This window comes from Spirosoma gilvum, assembly GCF_054776815.1.
The window spans coordinates 936174-958351 of record NZ_BAAHBH010000001.1 but is presented as its reverse complement, the minus strand read 5'-3'; the positions used below and the strand labels follow the sequence as shown (position 1 = coordinate 958351).

Below are 22178 nucleotides of genomic sequence, written 5' to 3'. Positions count from 1 at the left end.
CTTTCTGATTCACTTCCATCATTGTTCATTATTCATTAAACATTCTTCATTTATGACACCCGCACTACTTCGGGTTTCTCAGCCAGATAGACCAGGCGTCCTTCCACTTCCGCAAAACCCATATCGCGGTAAAGACGGGTAAAGTATTTTAAAGAAGCGGTCGGGTTTTTAGTTTGTTCCGCTTCCTCCTCAACCTCATAACCCGCAGGGGCCACTGCTACCGATTCGTATTGCACCAGTACGACATGCCCATCGGGAAAATGCACGACGCGGTGCGGGGCTCCGTGAATGCGTTTACGACTCAAAATACTCCGATCGGTATCGATCCGCAATTGAGAATCGAACAGACCGACCAGATCCGGGTGCGACATAATAGCCAGCAAGTTATATTTCATCAGTTCGCACTCTACTTTACGAACAAGGCCTTCGCTGACAAGTCGACGGAGCACCGAATCAATCGTTTCCGGCCCTTTGATCAGACTAAGGGCCGCACACAGCTTTCGATCGCGCTCGCGGGTATGCTCAAACGTGGCCACGTCAAATATACGGTCGGCCAGTCGGCGCAACTGCAAATCCTGCCCCCGGTGCCCGCTGACAATATCGTTCAGCACAATTTCTTCCAGCGATTCGTCAACTTTTTTATGTGTCCAGACATCGGCGCACAAGCTAATCGGATAGGAATACACACCATCCTGCCAGGCACATCCGCAGTTTCGCGCTACCTCACTATCACGCAGAAATGCATGCAGCCAATGGCCAATGGTGTTCTGCGGCCCTTTCCCAAAGTCTTTAGCTTCGCTGATCACGTACAGCCGGTCGACAGGGCGGGTAAAGGCGACGTAGAGCAGATTCATATTTTCCAGAAACGTACGAGTCATTTCCTCTTCGTACTGGGCCGCAATGGGTTCGGGTGTTCCCCGCAACTTACTGGTGGCATTGACTGGCGCTGTCAGGAGCCGGGTCGGTCGCCCTTCATCTGCCGAATGCGTTAGCGCGTTGGTCTGGACTCCATCCAGGTTAACCCAGATCGTACTGTCGTTGATGGGCTCAACGCGCCAATTGGCGAACGGGATAATCACCACCGGATATTCCAGCCCTTTGGCTTTGTGAATCGTCTGGATACTCACCGCATTGCGGGTGCTGCCTTCGACCGAAATCTTCTGCCGTACACTTTCCCAATACAGAAGAAAATCGCTCAGGTGCCCGCTCCGTTTCTGGTTAAAGGTCAACACCTCGTCTAGAAACCGAAACAGAAATGGGTTGTGCTCCGCCTGATTGAACAAGCCAAACTGGGCTGTCAGGCGTTCGGCCAGTTCATACGGATTCAACTGACCCAATGCATAAACATCCAGCGCATAGCCCTGTTCAGCCAGATAGTCGTACATCGACAGAATAGGACCTTCGGCTACCGCCCGCAGTTTCTCGGTAAGTGCATCATCAGGAAAAATACCCTGTACCACCCGATGAAACAGATACAACAGTTCGTAGCGGAGCATCCGCTGATCGGGGCGTTGCAACACCTGCATGAACGTTACCAGCCACTTAACCGGGTCCGAAAATTCCAGCGATAGTGAATCGGCCGACACCAGCGGAATCTGACGGGCGTTCAGTTCATTGGCTAATGCTTTTGCCTGCGATTTTTTACGACACAGAATGGCAATGTCGCCATACTGATACCCGTCGGCCAGTGATCGGTCCAGATGCTCGATGGTTTTTTCGAGCATCAGAGTTGTCAGGTCTTTGTCAGCGTCTTCCTCTTTCATCACAAAGTCGAGCTGCACATGACCTGCCTGCCGGGCATTGGGCGAAGGTATCTGATGAAACTGTTGTTCTGGGTCGAACACATCCGCCAATTTGGGATGCTGGTGCTCAAACCGACGCGCCGTAAACTCAAAGAAATCGTTATTGAACCGAACGATCGGCTCGGCGCTCCGCCAGTTGGTATTGAGCATTTCCGGCTGCAAATGTCCATCGAGCATTTCGATTCGATCGGCCGTCCAGGATTCAGGATTATGGGCTTCTTTCAGACTTGTCAAGTCCCGGCGATGCAGGGCTACGATCTGGTCCATGTCGCCCCCCCGGAACCGGTAAATGGCCTGCTTTCCATCGCCCACAGCCAGATTAAAATGATCGCCACCAAGCGCATTCTCAATCAGGGGCAACAGGTTGGCAAACTGAAGTCGGGAGGTATCCTGAAATTCGTCGATCAGGATGTGATTGTACCGTACGCCCAATCGTTCATACAGAAACGGAACCGGCTCCGACGCAACGATAGACAGTATTTTCTTATTGAACTCCGAAATATGCACTCGCCCATCCTTGCGCAGCAGTTCATCGAACTCAACCCGCATCTGCTTCAACAGAGCCAGTTTCTGCAAATGCGGTAGTAAGCATTCAAACAGAGTAACCTGCCGACCATTTTCTTCCCGAATGGTATTGATTTGCGTCAGACAGTCGGTCAGCTCGTCTACCATGGCATCGATCATGCCCTGAACCAGCAAGGGCGTTTTTTTACCATACCACTCGCCTTTGCTGATGGCATTATGCACCCGAGTACCGGGCTCTTTTTGGGCATTACCCTCAGCTACTGTTTTAATAAACCCCGCTACGCCACTCATGCCGTAGGTAAAATCGGCTTCGGATAGTCCAGCGTTGGTAATCAGTTCCCATGCCCGCTGGCCACAGCCAATAATATCGCTCTCGATCTGCTGATTGTGCTGAATCAGTTGCTCCCGAATCATTCGTAACGCACTGGGCGACAATTCCTGAGCGGCATTGACAGATTCGTAGAACTGGTCGGAGGTCAGGTTACGGCCAAACTCTTTCAGGACTTCCGGCAACTGATTCCAGCTTTTCCCTTCCGTAGCCGTATGGGCGTAGTATTCACTCAGAATGGTGGTAATTTCCTCCATCTCCTCGGTTCCGGCCTTTTCGATCAGGTTATCGATCGCCAGTTCGAGTACTTCATCAGTCTCCAGTTCAACCTCGAACGAATAAGGCAACCCCAGCTCATCCGTAAACGCCATCACAATGCGTTGCGTAAACGAGTCGATGGTGGTAACGCTGAAATCGGCGTAGCGGTGAAGAATGGTTTTAAAAACCGAAGCGGCTTTCCGGCGAAGTTCGTCTTTAGCTATTTCAAACCCATCCGAATCAATCGGCATACCGTAGAGTTCAGCCACCAGTTCATCAAGCAGGGGCATCTCTTTGGTTCCGGCTATATCGGCAAGCCGTTCCAGAATCCGGTTCTTCATTTCATTGGCAGCCGCATTGGTAAACGTTACCGCCAGAATATGCCGGAAATAATCGTCCTTCGCATCGGGCCGAAGCGCCAGTTTCAGGTACTCTTTGGTAAGCGTGTACGTCTTACCCGACCCCGCCGAAGAACTGTAGACTTTGAACATAGTGGTTAGTAGTTAGGAGCGAGGAGCGCACCGGCGGCCCGGTCCTCACTCCTCGCTCCTAACTACTTTAAAAATTATATCTCAATCCTAATCCTGTATTTAAGCTTAGGAAGAAAGGGGCTTGTAGGAGTTCGACGTACGCGCCGGTTTCCAGGAAGAAGGAGTACGGTTTACTGGGGGGAAAGAATTCTAACCCACCGATACCCGATCCGCCCAGGGAAATATTGCTTTTCACATAATTAACGGATTGGCCAGCCAGATAGTCTGGATAGTACCGTCGGTTATTAATTTGGCCACCAAAACCGTAATAGGCCCGGATACTTTCGCTTTTCGTGAGCGCTGTATGCCATAAGTAATGTCCCTGAATGGTTAAGCCAACGGTTTTATAATCGCCCGAACGATAACTCCGGTTGGTCCCGTAAATACCGCCATACGTGCCGATATTCAGGTCGAAGGCATGATTAGTACCAAAATATTTACGGACATTTATGCCCGAAGGCTCTCCAATCCGGAATCCAATTGACCAGTTATTATATTGGGCAGAGGCTACATGAGTAGCCATCAAACAGCCCGCCAGGGCCAGGCATCTTATCAGAAATAATTTTCTCATACAACAAGCTTTAGTCTCACTTAGACTACCGATACCCCGCCACGTAACCAACCAATCGATCAGAAAGCTCAGGTATTTGACACCAGTTCGGGTTTGGTAGCCTCTTCGCCGGTGCCAAGTGGCAGTTCCGAGGTCACTGGCGTACTGTTCATCTGTCGAAGGACATCCATCAGTCGTTCGTTTTCATCGTGCGTACCTACCGAAATACGTAAACAGCCTTCGCAAAGCTTCACCTTCGACCGGTCTCGTACAATAACCTGTTGCTCGATCAAATGCTCGAATACCCATTTTGAGTCATCAAACTGAACAAGCAGGAAGTTGGCATCGGACGGATGAACCACCCGCACAGACGGCAAAGAACGTAGTTTTTCGGCCAAAATCTGTCTGTCCGTCAAAATTTGGGCCACCATATCGGCCTTTTTCGACTCCTGTGTAAGCGCTTCCAGGGCCAGCGTTTGTGAAGGTGCCGAAATGTTGTAAGGCGGCTTAATCTTATTCAAAACCTGAATCACCTCTTCCGATGCGAAGCACATACCCAACCGTAAGGCAGCCAGTCCCCAGGCTTTCGAGAAGGTTTGCAAGACCACCAGATTGGGGTATTTGTCCAGTTGAGTTGTCCAGGAAGGCGCGTTAGAAAAATCGATGTAAGCCTCATCGACAACCACCAGCGAATGATCGGCCGCTTCGAGAATCCGATGGATGGCATCAGCCTGTAACAGGTTGCCTGACGGATTATTAGGCGAACATAGCCAGATTAGTTTCGTTTTTTCCGTGATGGCGGCCAGAACGGCCTCTGTATCAACCTGAAAATCGGGCGTAAGCGGTACTTTGATCAGCGGAATATCGTTGAGTGCGGCCGACACTTCATACATGCCATAGGTAGGTGGCATGATCAGCATGTTATCCTCGCCGGGCACACAGGTGGCCCGTACCAGCAGGTCGATGGGTTCGTCGGAACCGTTACCCAGAAAAATCTGCCCTACGCGAACCCCTTTGATGGGTGCCAGTTGCTGCTTGATCGCCCATTGGTGCGGATCAGGATAGCGGTTATACTCACCAGTATTGGTCGTCGACCCAATTGGGTTTTCGTTGGCATCCAGAAATACCCCAATTGTACCCGTATACTCATCACGAGCCGATGAATAGGGTGTTAGAGACAGAATGTGCGGGCGGAGTAGGCTTGTAAGACTAAACATAATTAGTTATTCAAATTAAAGAGTGGGAGTTGGTCGCCAGCGAAAAGCCTGTTCGTCGATAGCTCGCATGGTACAAAGTACACCATTCAGGTGGTCGTATTCATGCTGAATCAATTCCGACAATCGCCAGTCGGTCACTTCCCAGGTATGGGATTGCCAATGCTCATCACGGTATATCATCGTGAGTTCCCGATGTCGTTGAACCCGTACTAATAAGTTCGGGAAGCTCATGCAGTCGTCCCACAGTTCACCCATGTCGTCACTGAGTGTTATCAGTTCGGGATTGATAATCACCTGTGGCCGGTCGACATTCAGGTAGATCAGTCGTTTCATAATCCCGAGCTGTGGGGCGGCTATACCTCGTCCGAACTTATATTTTGCCCGAATTTCTTCCATTACGTTATGCAGATCGGCTACCCAACCGGCCACCAATGGAAGTTCAGACTCCAGTACGGGCTCGCAGGTTTCGTACAAGCGCGGGTCGCCCAAAAGCAGAAGATCAGCGAGGTGTTTCATGGGTTTAAAACGTCGGACAGGGAAATGATCTGTAACCCGTCAATATCTGAAAAGTCAGCTACATTATTTGTCAGAACGGGTTGGTTATAGAGAAGCCCTGTTGCTGCAATAATAGAATCTGCCAGTGATCTTTTACGCTGTTGGCGTAACCGAATTGCTTCGGTGATAATCTCATTCGTAATGGGCAAAATGAATGTATTAGCAAAGAAAAGCTCTAACTCAATTTTATGTCTGAGTTGAAGTCTATGAAATCCTAATACCTCCAGCTTTGTAATTTGAGAAACAAAAGGAATTTCTACATTTTGAGCCAAATACGTTCGTAATGTATCATATCCCGGCTCAACAGAGTATATAAGAATATTACTGTCTAAAATCATTCTTCGCGTCCATCAAGTACACGATCCCAGCTACGAATTTCCCGTTGCCATTCAGATGGGTCGCCAAATGAATCGCCAACGCCCCCTTTAGCAGCCATATCTTGCATTAATTTTATTAATGCTGCTTTCTTTTCACTAATACTTTGTTGGTCAACAACTCGCGCATTCAATCGTGGGAGCAGGGCAAGAAGTAATTCTTTATCTTTTACAGTATCAACTTCTATGAGTATCTGTTCCATAGCTGTACCAGTTTTTTAGCAAAATAACGAAATCAAACGGGATTCGTTTCTTCCAGGCTAGCCAGGCGCAGGCTCACCGCCCGTTTGTGTGCTTCCAGCGATTCGGCTTCGGCCATCGCTTCCACGACTGGCCCAACCTGCCGCAAACCAGCGGGGGTAATGTGTTGCACCGTTATCTTCTTCACGAAACTATCCAGCGATACGCCACTATACGCCCGAGCAAATCCATTGGTTGGCAGGGTATGATTCGTTCCCGACGCATAATCACCGGCTGATTCAGGCGTGTAGTTGCCCAGGAAAATAGAACCCGCACTAACAATCTGCTCGGCAACCGATTCGGCATTTTCAACGCTTAAAATGAGGTGCTCCGCTGCGTAACTATTCAGTAAGTCAATGGCATCAGCCTGGTTTTCGACCAGAATCATTTTACTGTTTTCCAGCGCCTTAGCCGCCATCGCCTGCCGAGGTAAGCGACTGAGCTGCGTTGACAAGGTCAGGTTGACACTCGTCAAAAGCTTTTTACTGGTCGACACTAGTAGAACCTGACTATCGGCTCCGTGTTCAGCCTGAGAGAGTAAATCAGCCGCTACAAACGACGGTACGGCCGAATCGTCGGCATACACGGCCACTTCACTCGGACCAGCCGGCATATCAATCGCCATTCCTTCTTTGGCCACCAGCATTTTCGCTGCTGTCACATACTGATTGCCAGGCCCGAAGATCTTGTACACCTGCGGCACCGACTCGGTTCCGTACGCCATAGCCGCGATAGCCTGTGCCCCACCAATCCGAAACACCTGTGTAACACCCACCAGTTTGGCGGCAAAATAAATGGCAGGATGGTTACTCGGGGTACAAAGTATAATTTCCCGACAGCACGCCAGTTGAGCCGGAATACCCAGCATCAAAACGGTACTGAACAGCGGGGCCGTCCCCCCCGGAATATACAGCCCGACTTTTTCGATCCCTACACTTTTCCGCCAGCACGTAACGCCGGGCATGGTTTCGATCTTTTCGACAGGCTGTTTCTGCTTTTCATGGAATAGCCGAATGTTCTGATACGCTTGCCGGATGGCCGATTTCAATTCATCACTTAGTTGGGCTTCCGCAGCTTCGAGTTCGGTATAATCGACACGTAACTGCGCCGTGGTGAGGTCCACCTTGTCAAACTTTTTGGCCAGTGCAACCAGTGCCGCATCGCCCTCGGCTTTTACCTGAGCCAGAATCGGTGCTACAGCCGCTTCGATCTGTTGTGTCGATTGTACAGGCCGTGCCAGCAACGCTGGCCATTCGCTACGGGAAGGGAAAGGAATGATGTTCATTTTTGAGGAGCGAGGAGTGAGGAGCAAGTAGTGAGAATGCTGGCGCAACAACAAAAAATATGCGTCAGCATTCTCACTACTCGCTCCTCACTCCTACATACTAATTAATAGATCATTTTCTCAATTGGAATCACCAGAATGCCTTCGGCACCGGCGGCCCGGATGGCTTCGATGTTTTCCCAGAACTCATTTTCGTTCAGCACTGAATGCACCGAACTCCAGCCTTCGGTAGCCAACGGGGTCACCGTCGGACTTTTCATACCGGGCAGCAGGGAGGTAATCTGGTTCAGCGCATGGTTGGGTGCATTCAGAACGATATACTTATTATTTTTCGCTACCTGCACGGCCTTGATGCGGAACAACAATTTATCAACCAGCTCTTGTTTTCCAGCATCCAACTGTGTTGGCGCAATCAGGATAGCTTCGGAGCGGAAAATCGTTTCCACTTCTTTCAGCCCGTTACTGAGTAGCGTACTTCCCGAGCTGACAATATCACAAACAGCCTCCGCCAAACCAATACTGGGCGCGATTTCGACCGACCCACTGATCTCATGAATTTCGGCACGAACGCCCTGCTCAGTCAGATAGTTACCTAGCAGATTCGGGTATGACGTAGCAATATTTTTCCCTTCCAGGCTCTGAATACCCGTCCATTCGATACCCCGTGGAACGGCAATTGACAAACGGCATTTCGAAAAGCCTAATTTATGAATCGTTTGAACCGGGCGTCCCATTTCGACGGCAACGTTCTCACCAACGATACCCAAATCAGCTACGCCATCTTCTACGTAACCGGGAATGTCGTCGTCACGCAGGAAGAGAAATTCGGCCGGGAAGTTTGACGAAACGGATTTGAGTTTACCGGTACCATAGTCGAACCGGATACCACATTCCTTGAAAAGCTGATAGGAATCTTCGCTCAGCCGACCTGATTTTTGAAGGGCAATTCGTAATACAGAAGACATTAATTGATATAGGATGTAGGATGCATGAGGTGGTTCATACACCTTGTAATACGTTGGTTTTGAAACGACAGTCCGCCAGTTAACAAGCGATCAGGAAATTAGGGGGCAAAAATACAGGAAAACGGGGATACAACGATGTATCGGGGTGCCAGGTTAGCAACCGTGATGATGACGACGATGTCGGAAAGGCGAATGAGTGGCCCGTTTTGAAATCATGGCGCAAAGATAGTTGTTCAATATGAGACCTAAAAGTTTTGAAAACCTTTTAGGCGGGTAAGTTTGTATCTTTGTCCTATGCTTTTAGAACAGAATCAACAACGAATCACTCCGTTCACGGAATCTACCACGACCAGTTCTTTGTCGATGCTCCCCGTCATGGAGGCATTTTATACGATACAGGGCGAAGGGGCGCATACGGGTCGGGCGGCTTATTTCATCCGGCTGGGTGGTTGCGATGTGGGATGCCACTGGTGCGACGTGAAAGAATCGTGGGATGCCGAGGCTCATCCTAAATTAGCTATAGATACCATTGTACAAGGCGCTTTGGAGCACCCTGGCCGAATGGCTGTTGTTACGGGTGGCGAACCCCTGATGCACGACCTGACCGACCTGACCTCCGCCTTGCAGGCCGCTGGCTTCCGAACCAATATCGAAACATCCGGCGTTTGTCAGGCCGTTACGGGTTCGTGGGACTGGATATGTTTCTCTCCCAAGAAATTCAAAAAGCCCAATCCAGCCATTTTCGAGAAAGCAGATGAGCTAAAAGTTATTATTTATAACGTGTCGGATTTCGCGTTTGCGGAGTCATTTGTGCCCTTTTTACGACCCGACTGTAAACTCTTTTTACAAACAGAGTGGAGTCGTTCCAATGAAATGCTGCCTCGCATCGTTGATTACGTAAAGGCTAATCCGCAATGGCAAATCTCGTTGCAAACGCACAAATACATGGATATTCCGTAAAGGCAGGGGGCAGGGAGCAGGGGGCAGGGAGAAATAGTCTCTTTACCCGATTCTTTTTTCCTTTTGCTCAGCACACCTTGCTGATCTCCCTGCTCCTCGCTCCATGCACCCTGCTCCACGCTCAAACAAAAAAAGCGAAAGAGCTTTACGACCAATCCATCAGGCTGTTTAGTGAGCGGAAGGCGGGCGAAGCAATTCCGTTTATGGAACAGGCGGTAAAGGAAGACCCAAACTACACTGATGCCTACCTGAAACTTGGTCAGCTGTACGAATTCACCAGACGGTACGACCCGGCCCTCGCTGCCTATCGGAATGCGGTTCGTTTACAGCCCGATAGTCCATCCTCTGGAGCCGCTTATCAGGCCCTAAGCAATACCTTACTCCGGCTGGGGCGCTATGGTGAAGCCCTCCCCTATCTTGAAAAATTTCAGACGCTGTTTGCTCCCCAATCGACCCAGGCCAAACGCATTGCCCGGCAACTAGAAACCGCTCGCTTTGGTCAGGAAGCTATGCAGCATCCGCAGGCTGTCGACCCAAAACCCTTATCGTCGGTACTGCAAACGACGCCTTCTCAATATTTTCCGGTTCTGACCGCCGATGAGCAAACGCTTGTTTTTACAGCGCTGAAACCCGAAGGCGACGAAGATCTGATGACAGCCACCTTCAATGGTGAAACCTGGTCACCGCCTACCTCATTGGCTAGTAGTATCAATACACCCGAAAATGAAGGGACAGCCAGTCTGTCGGCCGATGGGCGGACCATTGTGTTTACCGCCTGCCAGGGGCGTAAAGGCTTTGGAAGCTGCGATCTTTACATGAGTCATAAAACCGGCAATGACTGGTCGAGCCCCGAAAATTTAGGACCTACGATCAACACCCGGTACTACGAATCGCAACCGGCCCTGTCGGCCGATGGACGCCAGCTTTATTTTGTTTCAGACCGGCCCGGCGGCAAAGGCCGTCGTGATATCTGGCGCAGTGATCGGGATACTAACGGTGAGTGGACTGAGCCCATCAATCTGGGAGAACCCGTCAATACAGCCTTCAATGAAGCTTCTCCCTTTATTCACCCCAATGGCCAGAGCCTGTTCTTCGCTTCGGAAGGTCACATTGGTATGGGTGGTTATGACTTGTTTGTAGCCGATACTGGACCTTCTGGTTGGTCTACTCCCGCCAATTTGGGGTATCCAATCAATACTTCAGAAGATCAGGCTTCGCTTTTTGTGTCGGCCAACGGCACCCGGGCTTATTATTCGTATGAAGAGCAGAAAGAAGGCGTGTCTCAGAAATCGCGTCTCTACACCTTCGAGTTGCCCGAATCGCTGCGGGAACGCATCAAGCCGGTCAGTTATTTAAAGGGAACGATAGCCGACGCCAAAACCAAAAAACCACTGGCCGCTACCGTTGAACTCGTTGACCTGAAAACTAATCAGATCGTTTCGCGGGTGCAGGCCGATGCGCAAACGGGTCAGTACACGGCTGTGTTGCCCAGTGGAGGTGAATACGCGCTCTATGTGAGCCAATCGGGCTATCTGTTCAAAAGTCTGTCGTTCGATTTTACCCAGAAAACAAAAGGTGAAGGCATGTCGCTGGCGGTACCGCTGGAGCCGGTGGTTGCTGGAGCGACCGCCAATGAAACCCTGAATAATTTATTCTTCGAATCGGGCCGATACGATCTGGCTGATAAATCACGCACGGAACTGGCTCGGCTGGCCGCTTTTTTACAGTCAAATCCGGGCGTTAAGGTAGAGATTTCAGGACACACCGACGACAAAGGGGATGCGGCCATCAACCTGACTCTTTCTCAAAAGCGGGCGCAAGCCGTGGTCACCTATCTGACTCAATCAGGTATCGAACCCGGCCGAATTAGGGCAGTAGGTTATGGCAAAACCCGGCCACTTGTTCCGAATACAACCGACGAAAACCGACGACTCAACCGGCGCATCGAGTGGAAAGTTTTATAAAAGAGCGAAAGAGTGAATGAGCGAAAGAGCAAAATACGGGTGCACCTCATTTTCGCTCTTACACTCATTCACTCTTTCGCTCTTTGTTTTCCTGCGGGATTTTTTTCAATTTTGTATATGTTGTCCAAATACCTCCACTTTAGGGCGGGGGTATTTTTTAGTTACCAGACAACACATTCCCACTACAATGACTCCCGAACACGTTAAGTGCTTAATTATAGGTTCTGGTCCAGCCGGTTATACAGCAGCTATTTATGCATCGCGGGCAAACATGCAACCCGTTCTTTTTCAGGGCGCCCAACCCGGTGGACAATTAACGATCACTACTGAAGTTGATAATTTCCCAGGATACCCGAATGGCGTACAAGGCCCTCAGATGATGCAGGATCTTGAAACACAGGCTCGCCGGTTTGGCACCGACATTCGCTATGGGATGGTGACCAATGTTGAATTTGTAGAGCAGCCAGGCCCTGGAAATCCACACCGCGTTACTGTCGACGATAAATATGAAATCACGGCCGATTCGGTCATTATTTCAACGGGTGCTTCGGCTAAGTGGCTCGGTTTGCCCTCCGAAATGCGACTTAATGGCCGGGGCGTATCGGCCTGTGCGGTCTGTGACGGATTCTTTTTCCGGGGACAGGACGTAGCTATCGTTGGCGCAGGCGACACAGCGGCCGAAGAAGCCAGTTATCTGGCCAATTTATGCCGCAAGGTGTATATGTTGGTCCGACGCGATGAGATGCGGGCATCGAAGTTCATGCAGCAACGGGTGACCACAGCGCATAATATCGAAATACTTTACAATTCGGTAACCGAGGAAATCCTTGGTGATGAAGATGTAGAGGGCGTTCGGATTAAAAATACGGTAACGGGCGAAGAGTCGATTCTGAACGTTACAGGCTTTTTTGTGGCTATTGGTCACAAACCGAATACAGACATTTTCCGGGAGTTTATCGATTTGGACGATAATGGCTACATTTTGACCGAAAAGGGAAGCACCCGAACCAATATACCCGGTGTATTTGCCTGTGGCGACGCACAGGATAACATCTATCGTCAGGCTGTTACGGCGGCTGGTACTGGCTGTATGGCCGCCCTCGACGCAGAACGTTATCTGGTCACCCTGGAAATGCAACCTGAAGAAATTTAATACATTAACAAAAACAGGTTTTCGGTTTACGGTTTATATCCGTAAACCGAAAACTCATCTGCCGATGAGAAGAACCGCTACACAGTGGCTTTTAGCCATTGGGTGTCTGTGCATATCCCTAACTGTACAGGCCCAGGAGCGCGGGCGATTTAAAAATAACCTGCGTATTACGCCCAAAAATGGGGCAACCCCAAACGCACCCGTCGTCGATCAGCCGCAAAAAGCGGACGACCCGTTTGAGCAAGAAACTACCCAACTGCGTTTCAACAACCAGTTTGAACCAAAAAAAGAGTTAAACCCCGTTGTAAGCGAAGACACGAGCCAGATTGATCAGGGAGAGACCAGCGTTGTGGAAATCATCGACTCTGTACTGGTTGGCAATGAATGGGTCAAAATCGCCGATTATTATGCCGTATGGGACTCCCGTACCATTGATCCGTATAACATCGACCCGCTCGAATTCGACGAAACAATCGATCTTAAACTGTATGACCCTCCCGCCAACCGCTACTGGTCGGCACCGCTGAATGAAGGCAAAATGACTTCCAATTTCGGGTTTCGCTGGGGTCGCTGGCATACGGGTACCGATCTTGACCTGGAAACGGGAGACCCAGTCTATGCCGCCTTCGACGGTATTGTACGGGTTGTTGGCTGGAATGGGGATGGATATGGTCGGTACGTGCTGGTTCGGCATTACAATGGGCTCGAAACCTTATATGGTCACCTCTCTAAACAGACCGTCGAAACAGGCCAGCTCGTCAAAGCCGGTGACCAAATTGGGCTTGGCGGTAGTACAGGTCGCAGTTCGGGGCCTCACCTCCACTTTGAGACACGCTATGAAGGGAATCCATTTAGCCCACTCAACATCTATGCCTTCCCTGAAAACACTATCCTTTCCGACCATTTTTTGCTCACCGGATCGGTATGGGATTACCTGCGTGGAGGGCGCTCAAACTCGTCGGAGTCTCGCTCTAAGCCCCGGTTTAAACGGACGGTCTTGCATAAAGTTCGTTCAGGCGATACCCTCAGTTCTATAGCCGATCGGTATGGCATGTCGGTGTCGGCCCTAAAGCGTAAAAATCATATTTCCGGTTCACGGCTTCGGGCTGGTCAAAAAATTCGTGTGCATTAGTCTATATATTGGATTGTGCAGAAAAAACATTACCTTTGCACCCTCATTTCCAATTTTATACACAACACATGTACGCAATCGTAGAGATCGCAGGGCAGCAATTCAAGATCCAGAAAGGTCGTTCCATCTATACCCACCGGTTAGAGGGCGATGTGGACGCTGCACTTGCCTCCGACAAGGTGAAAGTTCTCCTTGTTGATAACGAAGGGAGCATTTCCGTCGGTGCCCCAACCGTCGCTGGAGCGACCGTATCGGCTAAAATTGTCGAGCACTTGAAAGGCGAAAAAGTTATCGTCTTCAAGAAAAAACGTCGGAAAGGATACAAAAAGAAAAACGGCCACCGTCAATACCTGACGAAGGTCCTGATCGAAGACATAACTCTGTAAAACAGTAGTGAGGAGTTAGGAGCGAGAAGTGAGGAGTTGCTGACGCAAACCTTATTCTCGCTCCTCGCTCCTCGCTCCTAACTCCTTCAAAGAAAAATGGCACACAAGAAAGGTGTAGGTAGTTCCAAAAACGGCCGTGATTCGATCAGCAAACGTCTGGGCGTGAAGTTGTTCGGCGGTCAGTCGGCTATTGCCGGCAATATTATCGTGCGTCAGCGTGGCACGAAACACCACCCCGGTAAAAATGTAGGGCTGGGTAAAGATTATACGTTGTTTGCCCTGGTTGATGGTGTTGTAAAATTCCGTCCAGGTCGCAACAGCCGTTCGTATGTCGACATCATTCCAGCAGGTCCGTCAGCCGTTGAGGCAGCTCCGGTAGCTGTAGCTCCAGCCGAAACAGCAGAGGCTTAGTTCGCATACATTGCTAACAATGAACCCGTTTGATTAAAGTCAGGCGGGTTTTTTTATGGGCAAAAACTAAAAAAATGATGTCGGTGTTAGTTAATCGAACGAAGGTAGACTAGCTGTTTTCATTGGCTCTCTTTCTTCTCACGTTTGTGATCTAACCGTATCTGGTAAACCAAAACCATACGCTCTCTATGAATTCTACGCTCAGCCGTCCCGTATCTATTTTTACGGAAGGAAGCCCCAATCCGAACTCAATGAAGTTCGTCGTCAGTTTTGAACTCGTGCCCAGCGGGCTTTCATTCGATTATGCAACCCCCGGCGATGCCCTGCTCGATGGGAAAGCGTCGCCGTTGGCCGTAGCGCTGTTTGGTTTTGATTCTGTACGCCGGGTGTTTATCTCAGGTAATTTCGTGACCGTTACGAAAGACGACGAAACCGAGTGGGACGACGTTCTGTTTGAGGTGAAGCTTTTCCTGAAAGATTATTTCAGCGAGCAAAAGCCCGTTTTTGCCCAACGGACGATGGATGCCAACACCACCAAGCTGGAGGTCGATTCGGAAACCGTACAGAAAATTAAAGCCGTTCTGGACCAATACATCCGTCCGGCTGTGGAGTCAGACGGGGGCGCTATCAGCTTCCATACATTTGATGAACCTACGGGTACCGTCAAAGTTTTACTTCAAGGCTCATGCAGCGGTTGCCCATCCTCTACTCTGACCCTCAAAGCGGGCATTGAAAACCTGTTGACTAGACTGGTACCAGAAGTCAAAACGGTTGAAGCAGAAGGAGTATAAGCCCATAGTTATCAGTCAATCGTCGTTATCGCTTTTCAGAAAAAGAGCTGTTGACGAACTAACCGTTGACTAAGAAGTCAAAAATAAAACCGCCATTAGCCAACCCTAATGGCGGTTTTGCGTTTCTTTTGCAGACGCTTTTGCATTCACTGATTCACTACATGAAGTATTTACTCTCACTAGGACTGCTCCTACAGATTTCTGGTGCCAGTTTTTCTCAGAACTTATTGGGCATTTCGACCAGTCGATTTGGGGGCACCAACCGGCTCTATATGAATCCGGCTCTGGCTGCCGATTCCCCTTCCAAATTTTACCTGAACGTTTTCACGGGCAACGGCCATGTTGATAATAATTATGTACGCTATCAGGCCCCTTTCTCCTTACTTCGGCTAATCACAGGCAATGTCCCTGCCCAATACAAATCAGCCGACGGCTCTATCCGCTTTGAAACGGACTATACACGTGAAACGCTAGACGGCAAACCCAAAAATGGGACCATATGGGGTGAAGTTCGTGGCCCTTCGTTCCTGATGCAGGTGGGTGAGCGGGGAGCGGCCCTGGCTTTCACAACGCGGTTTCGGGCTATTGGACAGGTGATTGGTGCTTCAGAAGGGCTTCTATCGGCTTTCCGGGCCAGTCTGAACACAGGAGGATTGTACAGCATTCCGACAACAGACAATAAGTTTGGCGCCAGTACCAATACGTATGCCGAACTGGGCGTAACGTATGGCTTTCCTATTATGGAAGCCGACGGACGAAAGATTTTATTTGGAACGACGGCTAAGTTCCTGCTAGGGTATTCTGCTCAACGAATGACCAACCGGGGCATGAGCTATCGAATCGTACAGGACCCAACCATACCGAATACCAACCTCTTGGAAGTAAGCAAATTAGACGCTACACTGGCCTATACTACGTTTCTACAAAACCGAAGCCTGACGCCTGCCACTTTGTTTAGTCCCTCTTCACCAGGTCGAGGATTCGGGCTTGATCTAGGCTTTACGTATGTTGATCAATACGATGTCGATAGTCCGGCTTTACGGCTTGGCATCGCCCTGACGGATATCGGGGGCCTCACATATAAAGGTCAGGAATATAGCTATACCAACAGCGATCTGGCGGCTAAACCCGTACGATTCAGTACGAAGGATTTCAATAACCTGAGTGGTACCAGTTCGATTGTCGAGGTTATTCAGAGTCGGCTAACGACTGGCCGGGCCCCCGACAGCAACACCTTCCGGGTAGGTCTTCCAACGTCCTTAAATCTGCTCTTCGATTATCAACTCCCCAACGGGTTTGGCCTAAATTTCACTTATTTACAGGACGTTCGGGCCACGTCAGCAGCCGCTAGCCATCAGCCTACCCTTATTGCCGTTACTCCCCGCTACGATTCCCGTTGGTTAAGTGTATCGGTACCGATTGCCTACCTGAATGGGGGGCTCACGGCCGGAGGCTCTGTTCGAGTAGGACCCGGCTGGCTAGGAACCGACAATTTACTGGGCTTGCTTGGCAACAGTTCCAATGGCATCCAACCACGGGGTTTGGATATCTACGCGGGGTTTGCCTTTGGCCTGGGAAAAGTGGAAGAGGAATAGGAGGTCAACTCGTAGTCATGGATTGTCATTTGTGGTCATTGATTGTTCTATGAATATGACAAACCTACTGAATGACAATGAATAGCTACAAATGACCATCAATGACGACGAATGACCATTTATGACAACTAAGTACTTTTTTGTATTTTTGATCAATCCAGACCGGGGTAGTACACACCCGCGCTGGGGTCAGCTATGACCGAACGAGTCGTTTTTTTTGATACACCGCTGCTTTATCTGAAAGGATTAGGCCCCCAACGGACCGAATTACTCAACAAAGAGTTGAATCTGTTCTCCTACGGCGACCTGATCCAGTACTATCCCTTTCGCTACGACGACCGAACCCGTTTCTATACCATCAGCGAGTTGATGGAGTCCATGCCTTCTGCGCAAGTACGGGGCCGCATCCGCGAGTGGTATCTGGAAGGCGAAGGGCCGAAGAAGCGGTTAGTGGCCACATTTCAGGATGGTACCGGCTCCATGTCGCTGGTCTGGTTTCAGGCTATCACCTACATGGAGAAAACACTCCGGCGGGATGGTGAGTACATTGTATACGGCAAACCGCAATCGTTCAACGGGCAATTCAGCATTGTTCACCCCGAACTGGAAAATACGGCCACGGCTGCCGAACATGAAGCCGGTTTCTTCCCCGTTTACAACCTGACCGAAAAGCTCCGCAAACGCCACCTCGATAGCAAAGCCATCGGCAAAGTGATGCGAATATTGCTAGAGCAATCGTGGCCGCATATTCGCGAAACCTTACCCGAATCACTGATTCAGCAATTTCGGTTGATTGGCAAGCGCGAGGCTATGTGGAATATTCATTTGCCTCAAAATCAGGCTTGGTTGAAGCAGGCGCAACGGCGGTTGAAATTTGAAGAGTTGTTCTACAACCAACTCCGGTTGATCAAAAACAAGCTGATTCAGAAAGAAGAGTTTCCAGGACAGATTTTCCGGGACACCTCGCTGATGAAGCATTTTTACAAAGAGTTGCTCCCGTTCGAGCTTACGTTTGCACAGCAACGGGTTATCAAGGAAATCTATGCCGATTTCCTGACGGGTAAACAGATGAACCGATTGTTACAGGGTGACGTAGGCAGTGGCAAAACCATTGTAGCGTTTATTGCCTGTCTGCTCGCCATCGGCAACGGAGCTCAGGCCTGCATCATGGCCCCTACCGAAATTCTGGCGGATCAGCATTACAATGGCCTGAAGCCATTTGCCGATTCGATGGGGCTTAACATCGGCATTTTGACCGGTTCGACCAATAAGAAACGTCGGGTGGTGCTTCATGATGAATTGCAATCCGGCAAAATGCACATTCTGGTCGGGACCCACGCCCTGCTCGAAGATGCCGTCCAATACAAAAATCTTGGCCTATGCATTATTGATGAGCAGCACCGATTTGGCGTGGCCCAACGGGCGAAACTCTGGCGCAAGAACGAAGTGGTTCCTCCGCACATTCTGGTCATGACAGCCACGCCCATCCCGCGTACGCTGGCCATGACACTCTATGGTAATCTGGACGTGTCGGTGATCGATGAATTGCCCAAAGGCCGTAAACCCATCAAAACAGTGCATAAGTTCGACAAGCACCGGGCCGAAGTGTTTGGCTTTATCCGTCAGCAGATTGAACTCGGCCGACAGGTGTATGTCGTGTACCCGTTGATCGTGGAATCCGAAAAGCTGGATTATAAAGACCTCATGGACGGCTTCGAAAGTATGCAACGAGCCTTTCCCCGACCTAAATACGAGATCGGAATTCTGCACGGAAAAATGCTGCCGTACGAAAAAGACGACGAGATGAAACGGTTTCTGAAGAACGAAACCCAGATTCTGGTCGCCACAACGGTCATTGAAGTGGGCGTGAACGTACCCAACGCCAGTGTAATGGTCATTGAAAGTGCCGAACGGTTTGGGCTGTCACAATTGCACCAGTTACGCGGGCGCGTTGGTCGGGGCGCTGAGCAATCGTACTGCATTCTGATGACCGGCTACAAAATCAGCAGCGACACCCGCACCCGGCTCGAAACGATGGTACGCACCAACAACGGCTTTGAGATTGCCGACGTTGATCTGCAACTACGCGGCCCCGGCGACCTGACGGGTACGCAGCAAAGTGGGGTCATGGACCTGATGATTGCCGACCTGGCTAAAGATGGGCCCATACTGACGGCCGCCCGCGACTCGGCTCAGGCAATCCTGGCCGAAGATCCGGAACTCATCCTCCCCCAACATGCCCCCATTCGCAACCACCTGGACGGCATCAAACAAACCGAAAGTAACTGGGGCCGGATTTCGTAATGTATTGATTCGTAAATAGCGATCAGTATCCCTGTAAATCCAGATCGGTGGTATCAAGTTGCGTCACTCGTTTACCCATCTTTTTCTGAATGATTTTGAAATGATGCTCGTCGTCGGGTGTGATTAGCGAAATAGCCTTCCCCGTAGCTTCCGCACGACCCGTTCGGCCAATCCGGTGGACATAATCTTTGGGTGAACGCGGCAAATCGAAGTTGATCACGTAGGGAAGCAACTGAATGTCGATGCCACGCGCTAACAGATCCGTAGCTACCATGACCTGCAACTTACCGGCCTTGAATTTATGGAGCACATCCGTACGAACTTCCTGGCCTTTCTGCCCGTGGATAGCAGCCGCCTGAATCCCGTTCTTCGTCAATTTAACCACCAGATTATCGGCTGTTCGGGTCGACGATGCAAAGACCAGCACCTGCTTCATGTTTTCGGTTTTGATCAGATACCGGAGCAACGGGCCTTTCCGGGCTGGATCAACTTTATACGCTACCTGTTCAATCAGTTCGAGGTTCGTGGCTTCTTCGACTACTTCAATTTTAATGGGCGAGCGCAGTAGTGTTTGATTAATTTCCTGAACAGCATCGCCCAGTGTTGCCGAGAACAGAATCGTCTGCCGGCCTTTGGGTAGCTGATCAAACAGTTGGCTCATCTCATCAGCAAAGCCAAGTTCAAGCATTTTATCGGCCTCATCGAGAACCAGAATTTCAACGTCAGATAGTCGTAATGCATTTTGTGCGAGTAAATCCAGCAATCGACCCGGTGTAGCAACGATAATGTCAGCCCCATACACGGCCTGCATCTGCGGATTGATGGATACACCACCATAGACGGCCACCGTTTTCACTTTTGGAAACAGATGCTTACCCAGGTTCTGAAACACATCGGCTACCTGACTCGCCAATTCGCGGGTCGGCACCAATACGAGTACGCTGGCATAACGGCTACTCACGGTTTTGGTTCGGTGAAACAACTCCAGAATCGGCAGGACAAAACTAGCGGTTTTACCAGAACCCGTTTTGGCGATACCCAGGATGTCTTTTCCACGCAGGATGGGCGGAATAGCGTCGCGCTGGATGGGGTATGGGCGCGTGTACTGCTGTTCCTCCACGGCCTTAACCAGTGGTTCCGATAGCCCGAGGGAGGCAAAGGTGACGTTACTTTTTTCCGCTTCGCTTAATGGGTCGACCATATTTTTCTCGTTTTTCGGCGGCATAATCCCGCCGGACATTTACTTTTTTATTCTTGGCTAGCTTCTCGTGAAACGCAGGCCCAACCTCTTCACGTTTAGGCACTTTCACCTCAACGATCTTCATGTGCACTTTAGGCATTTCGGCTTCCGTAAGCTCGCTCGAAATGACCAGATCATCCGGCAATGCGAGTCTCGGAATCGAATACTTCATCAGGGTTTCAACTGCCTCCAAACGTTCATTATCAGCCGATGTCAGAAAGGCAATCGCGATCCCTTTTTGGTCGGCTCGACCCGTTCGGCCAATTCGGTGGATATAGATTTCCGGCACATCAGGCATATCAAAATTTACCACGTGCGAAACCTGGGCGACGTCGATTCCTCGGGCAATAATATCGGTGGCAATCAATATTCGGGAAATCCCGGCCTTGAAATTTTCGACCGCTTCGAACCGGAGATTTTGTGCTTTACTGGCATGAATAATACCGACCTGTGCTGGAAATTTGGGGGTAATTTCTTCTTCCAGTTGATCGGCCAACTGCTTGGTCGCGACAAAGACCAGCACTTTGGTCATCTCCGTATCCTGACGTAGCAATAACTCCAGCAAATTCACCTTGGTGTAAAAGTTGGGGACTTCATAGGCCGTCTGGGCAATGTTTTCCAGGGGGGTACCCATCGGTGCCGCTTCTACCCGAACGGGATTATTGAAGAAGGTATCAATTAACAGCTCGACTTCGGGGGTAAGTGTAGCCGAAAACAATAGGTTCTGGCGTTTCGGTGGCAACAGGTCCAGAATGGTTTTCAATTGCGTCCGAAAGCCAAGGTCCAGCATCTCATCGACCTCATCGATGACCAGTTTCTTAATCGCTTTGGTTTTTAGAACACCATTCGACAATAAATCGACCAGGCGACCCGGCGTTGCCACCAGCACATCCATGCCTTGCTGAACCTGAGCCACTTGTGGCTTCATATTGACACCGCCATAAACACCTACAGCGGTCAGATTCATGTAGGTGGTCAATTGCGTTACCGTTTCCAGCACCTGCACCACCAACTCACGCGTCGGCACAATGATTAGCAGTTGCGGAAGTTTCTCCTTGGAAAACTGAAGTTGACGAAGACAGGGCAGCAAGTAGGCAAGCGTTTTCCCCGTTCCAGTCTGCGCCAGTCCGCAAACATCCCGGCCCGACATAACGACCGGAAACACGTTTTGCTGAATCGTCGTCGGTGTGGTATAGCCCAGGTCATTCAGCGCATTCAGGAGCGGTTTATTCAGATTCAGTTCGTCAAACGTCATTGTCTTTTCACATCTACTACTCAGCGAAGGTAGGGCTAATCGCAGAAGAAAGAGAAAAGACACACGACAAAAGACGTTCTTCGAAATACCCACTTTAGCATAACGCGCTTACTATCAATCACTTATGTAACTTTAACACTAAAATTAGGTAGGCTGAATAAAACAGAAGGGACAGGTTTACAAACCTGCCCCTTCTAAACTTCGACTAACATTATTAAGTACACTGTAATTTAATCCCTTGAGTATTTTCTGTCATTCCGACGAAGGAGGAATCTTCGAATGAGTGTCGTATTTCTTCCTTACCCGAAGATTCCTCCTTCGTCGGAATGACAGAAAATTTACATTACACTGTATTCAG

Annotated in this window: 19 protein-coding genes; 9 read left to right on the top strand and 10 right to left on the bottom strand. The window is 49.9% G+C overall.

Annotated elements, in window-relative coordinates:
* Positions 1–50: 50 nt before the first annotated feature.
* The 8 genes from ACYVFD_RS03850 to hisG all read right to left on the bottom strand — a co-directional run bounded on the left by ACYVFD_RS03850 (position 51) and on the right by hisG (position 8629).
* A complete protein-coding gene (locus ACYVFD_RS03850) occupies positions 51–3404 on the bottom strand; it encodes a UvrD-helicase domain-containing protein (RefSeq protein ID WP_461088432.1) in 3354 nt (1117 codons plus the stop codon).
* Positions 3405–3471: 67 nt separating this feature from the next.
* Positions 3472–4014, bottom strand: coding sequence for a hypothetical protein (locus ACYVFD_RS03845; protein ID WP_461088431.1), 543 nt, complete (start codon positions 4012–4014; stop codon positions 3472–3474).
* A 68-nt stretch (positions 4015–4082) separates the two neighbouring features.
* Entirely contained in the window at positions 4083–5210 is a 1128-nt protein-coding gene (hisC, locus tag ACYVFD_RS03840) for a histidinol-phosphate transaminase (RefSeq protein WP_461088430.1), read from the bottom strand.
* A gap of 15 nt (positions 5211–5225) precedes the next feature.
* A complete protein-coding gene (locus ACYVFD_RS03835) occupies positions 5226–5726 on the bottom strand; it encodes a peptide deformylase (RefSeq protein ID WP_461088429.1) in 501 nt (166 codons plus the stop codon).
* On the bottom strand, positions 5723–6103 hold the full coding sequence (locus tag ACYVFD_RS03830; protein ID WP_461088428.1) for a type II toxin-antitoxin system VapC family toxin: 381 nt from the start codon (positions 6101–6103) through the stop codon (positions 5723–5725). Before ACYVFD_RS03830 ends, ACYVFD_RS03835 begins: the two co-directional genes overlap by 4 nt.
* Positions 6100–6342: a hypothetical protein gene (locus ACYVFD_RS03825; protein ID WP_461088427.1), complete on the bottom strand. Its 243-nt coding sequence runs from the start codon at positions 6340–6342 to the stop codon at positions 6100–6102. The genes ACYVFD_RS03830 and ACYVFD_RS03825 overlap by 4 nt, the downstream gene beginning before the upstream one ends.
* A gap of 32 nt (positions 6343–6374) precedes the next feature.
* Positions 6375–7664, bottom strand: a complete 1290-nt coding sequence (gene hisD / locus ACYVFD_RS03820; RefSeq protein ID WP_461088426.1) for a histidinol dehydrogenase — start codon at positions 7662–7664, stop codon at positions 6375–6377.
* A gap of 104 nt (positions 7665–7768) precedes the next feature.
* A complete protein-coding gene (hisG, locus tag ACYVFD_RS03815) occupies positions 7769–8629 on the bottom strand; it encodes an ATP phosphoribosyltransferase (RefSeq protein WP_461088425.1) in 861 nt (286 codons plus the stop codon).
* Positions 8630–8923: 294 nt separating this feature from the next.
* Here hisG and ACYVFD_RS03810 point away from each other — a divergent pair, with 294 nt between their 5' ends.
* From ACYVFD_RS03810 to recG, 9 genes are all read left to right on the top strand, one after another.
* A complete protein-coding gene (locus ACYVFD_RS03810) occupies positions 8924–9589 on the top strand; it encodes a 7-carboxy-7-deazaguanine synthase QueE (RefSeq protein WP_461088424.1) in 666 nt (221 codons plus the stop codon).
* Positions 9544–11553, top strand: a complete 2010-nt coding sequence (locus tag ACYVFD_RS03805) for an OmpA family protein (protein WP_461088423.1) — start codon at positions 9544–9546, stop codon at positions 11551–11553. The genes ACYVFD_RS03810 and ACYVFD_RS03805 overlap by 46 nt, the downstream gene beginning before the upstream one ends.
* Positions 11554–11740: 187 nt before the next feature.
* Positions 11741–12706 (top strand): thioredoxin-disulfide reductase, encoded by a 966-nt coding sequence (trxB, locus tag ACYVFD_RS03800; RefSeq protein WP_461088422.1) that lies wholly within the window; start codon positions 11741–11743, stop codon positions 12704–12706.
* Positions 12707–12770: 64 nt separating this feature from the next.
* The gene (locus ACYVFD_RS03795; protein WP_461088421.1) at positions 12771–13838 is read left to right on the top strand and encodes a peptidoglycan DD-metalloendopeptidase family protein; all 1068 of its coding nucleotides are present in this window, start codon (positions 12771–12773) and stop codon (positions 13836–13838) included.
* A gap of 68 nt (positions 13839–13906) precedes the next feature.
* Positions 13907–14224 (top strand): 50S ribosomal protein L21, encoded by a 318-nt coding sequence (gene rplU / locus ACYVFD_RS03790; RefSeq protein WP_020595800.1) that lies wholly within the window; start codon positions 13907–13909, stop codon positions 14222–14224.
* A 96-nt stretch (positions 14225–14320) separates the two neighbouring features.
* Positions 14321–14635 carry a 50S ribosomal protein L27 gene (gene rpmA / locus ACYVFD_RS03785; protein WP_461088420.1) on the top strand — a complete coding sequence of 105 codons (315 nt, stop codon included), beginning with the start codon at positions 14321–14323 and terminating at the stop codon, positions 14633–14635.
* Positions 14636–14823: 188 nt separating this feature from the next.
* Positions 14824–15426, top strand: coding sequence for a NifU family protein (locus ACYVFD_RS03780; RefSeq protein ID WP_461088419.1), 603 nt, complete (start codon positions 14824–14826; stop codon positions 15424–15426).
* A gap of 161 nt (positions 15427–15587) precedes the next feature.
* Positions 15588–17021, top strand: coding sequence for a DUF5723 family protein (locus ACYVFD_RS03775; protein WP_461088418.1), 1434 nt, complete (start codon positions 15588–15590; stop codon positions 17019–17021).
* Between the two features lie 195 nt (positions 17022–17216).
* Complete coding sequence (gene recG / locus ACYVFD_RS03770) at positions 17217–19325, top strand: ATP-dependent DNA helicase RecG (RefSeq protein WP_461088417.1); 2109 nt, start codon at positions 17217–17219, stop codon at positions 19323–19325.
* A 22-nt stretch (positions 19326–19347) separates the two neighbouring features.
* Here the strand turns inward: recG and ACYVFD_RS03765 are convergent, their stop codons facing one another.
* Positions 19348–20526 (bottom strand): DEAD/DEAH box helicase, encoded by a 1179-nt coding sequence (locus ACYVFD_RS03765; protein ID WP_461088416.1) that lies wholly within the window; start codon positions 20524–20526, stop codon positions 19348–19350.
* Positions 20492–21820: a DEAD/DEAH box helicase gene (locus tag ACYVFD_RS03760; protein ID WP_461088415.1), complete on the bottom strand. Its 1329-nt coding sequence runs from the start codon at positions 21818–21820 to the stop codon at positions 20492–20494. The genes ACYVFD_RS03765 and ACYVFD_RS03760 overlap by 35 nt, the downstream gene beginning before the upstream one ends.
* Positions 21821–22178 lie beyond the last annotated feature (358 nt).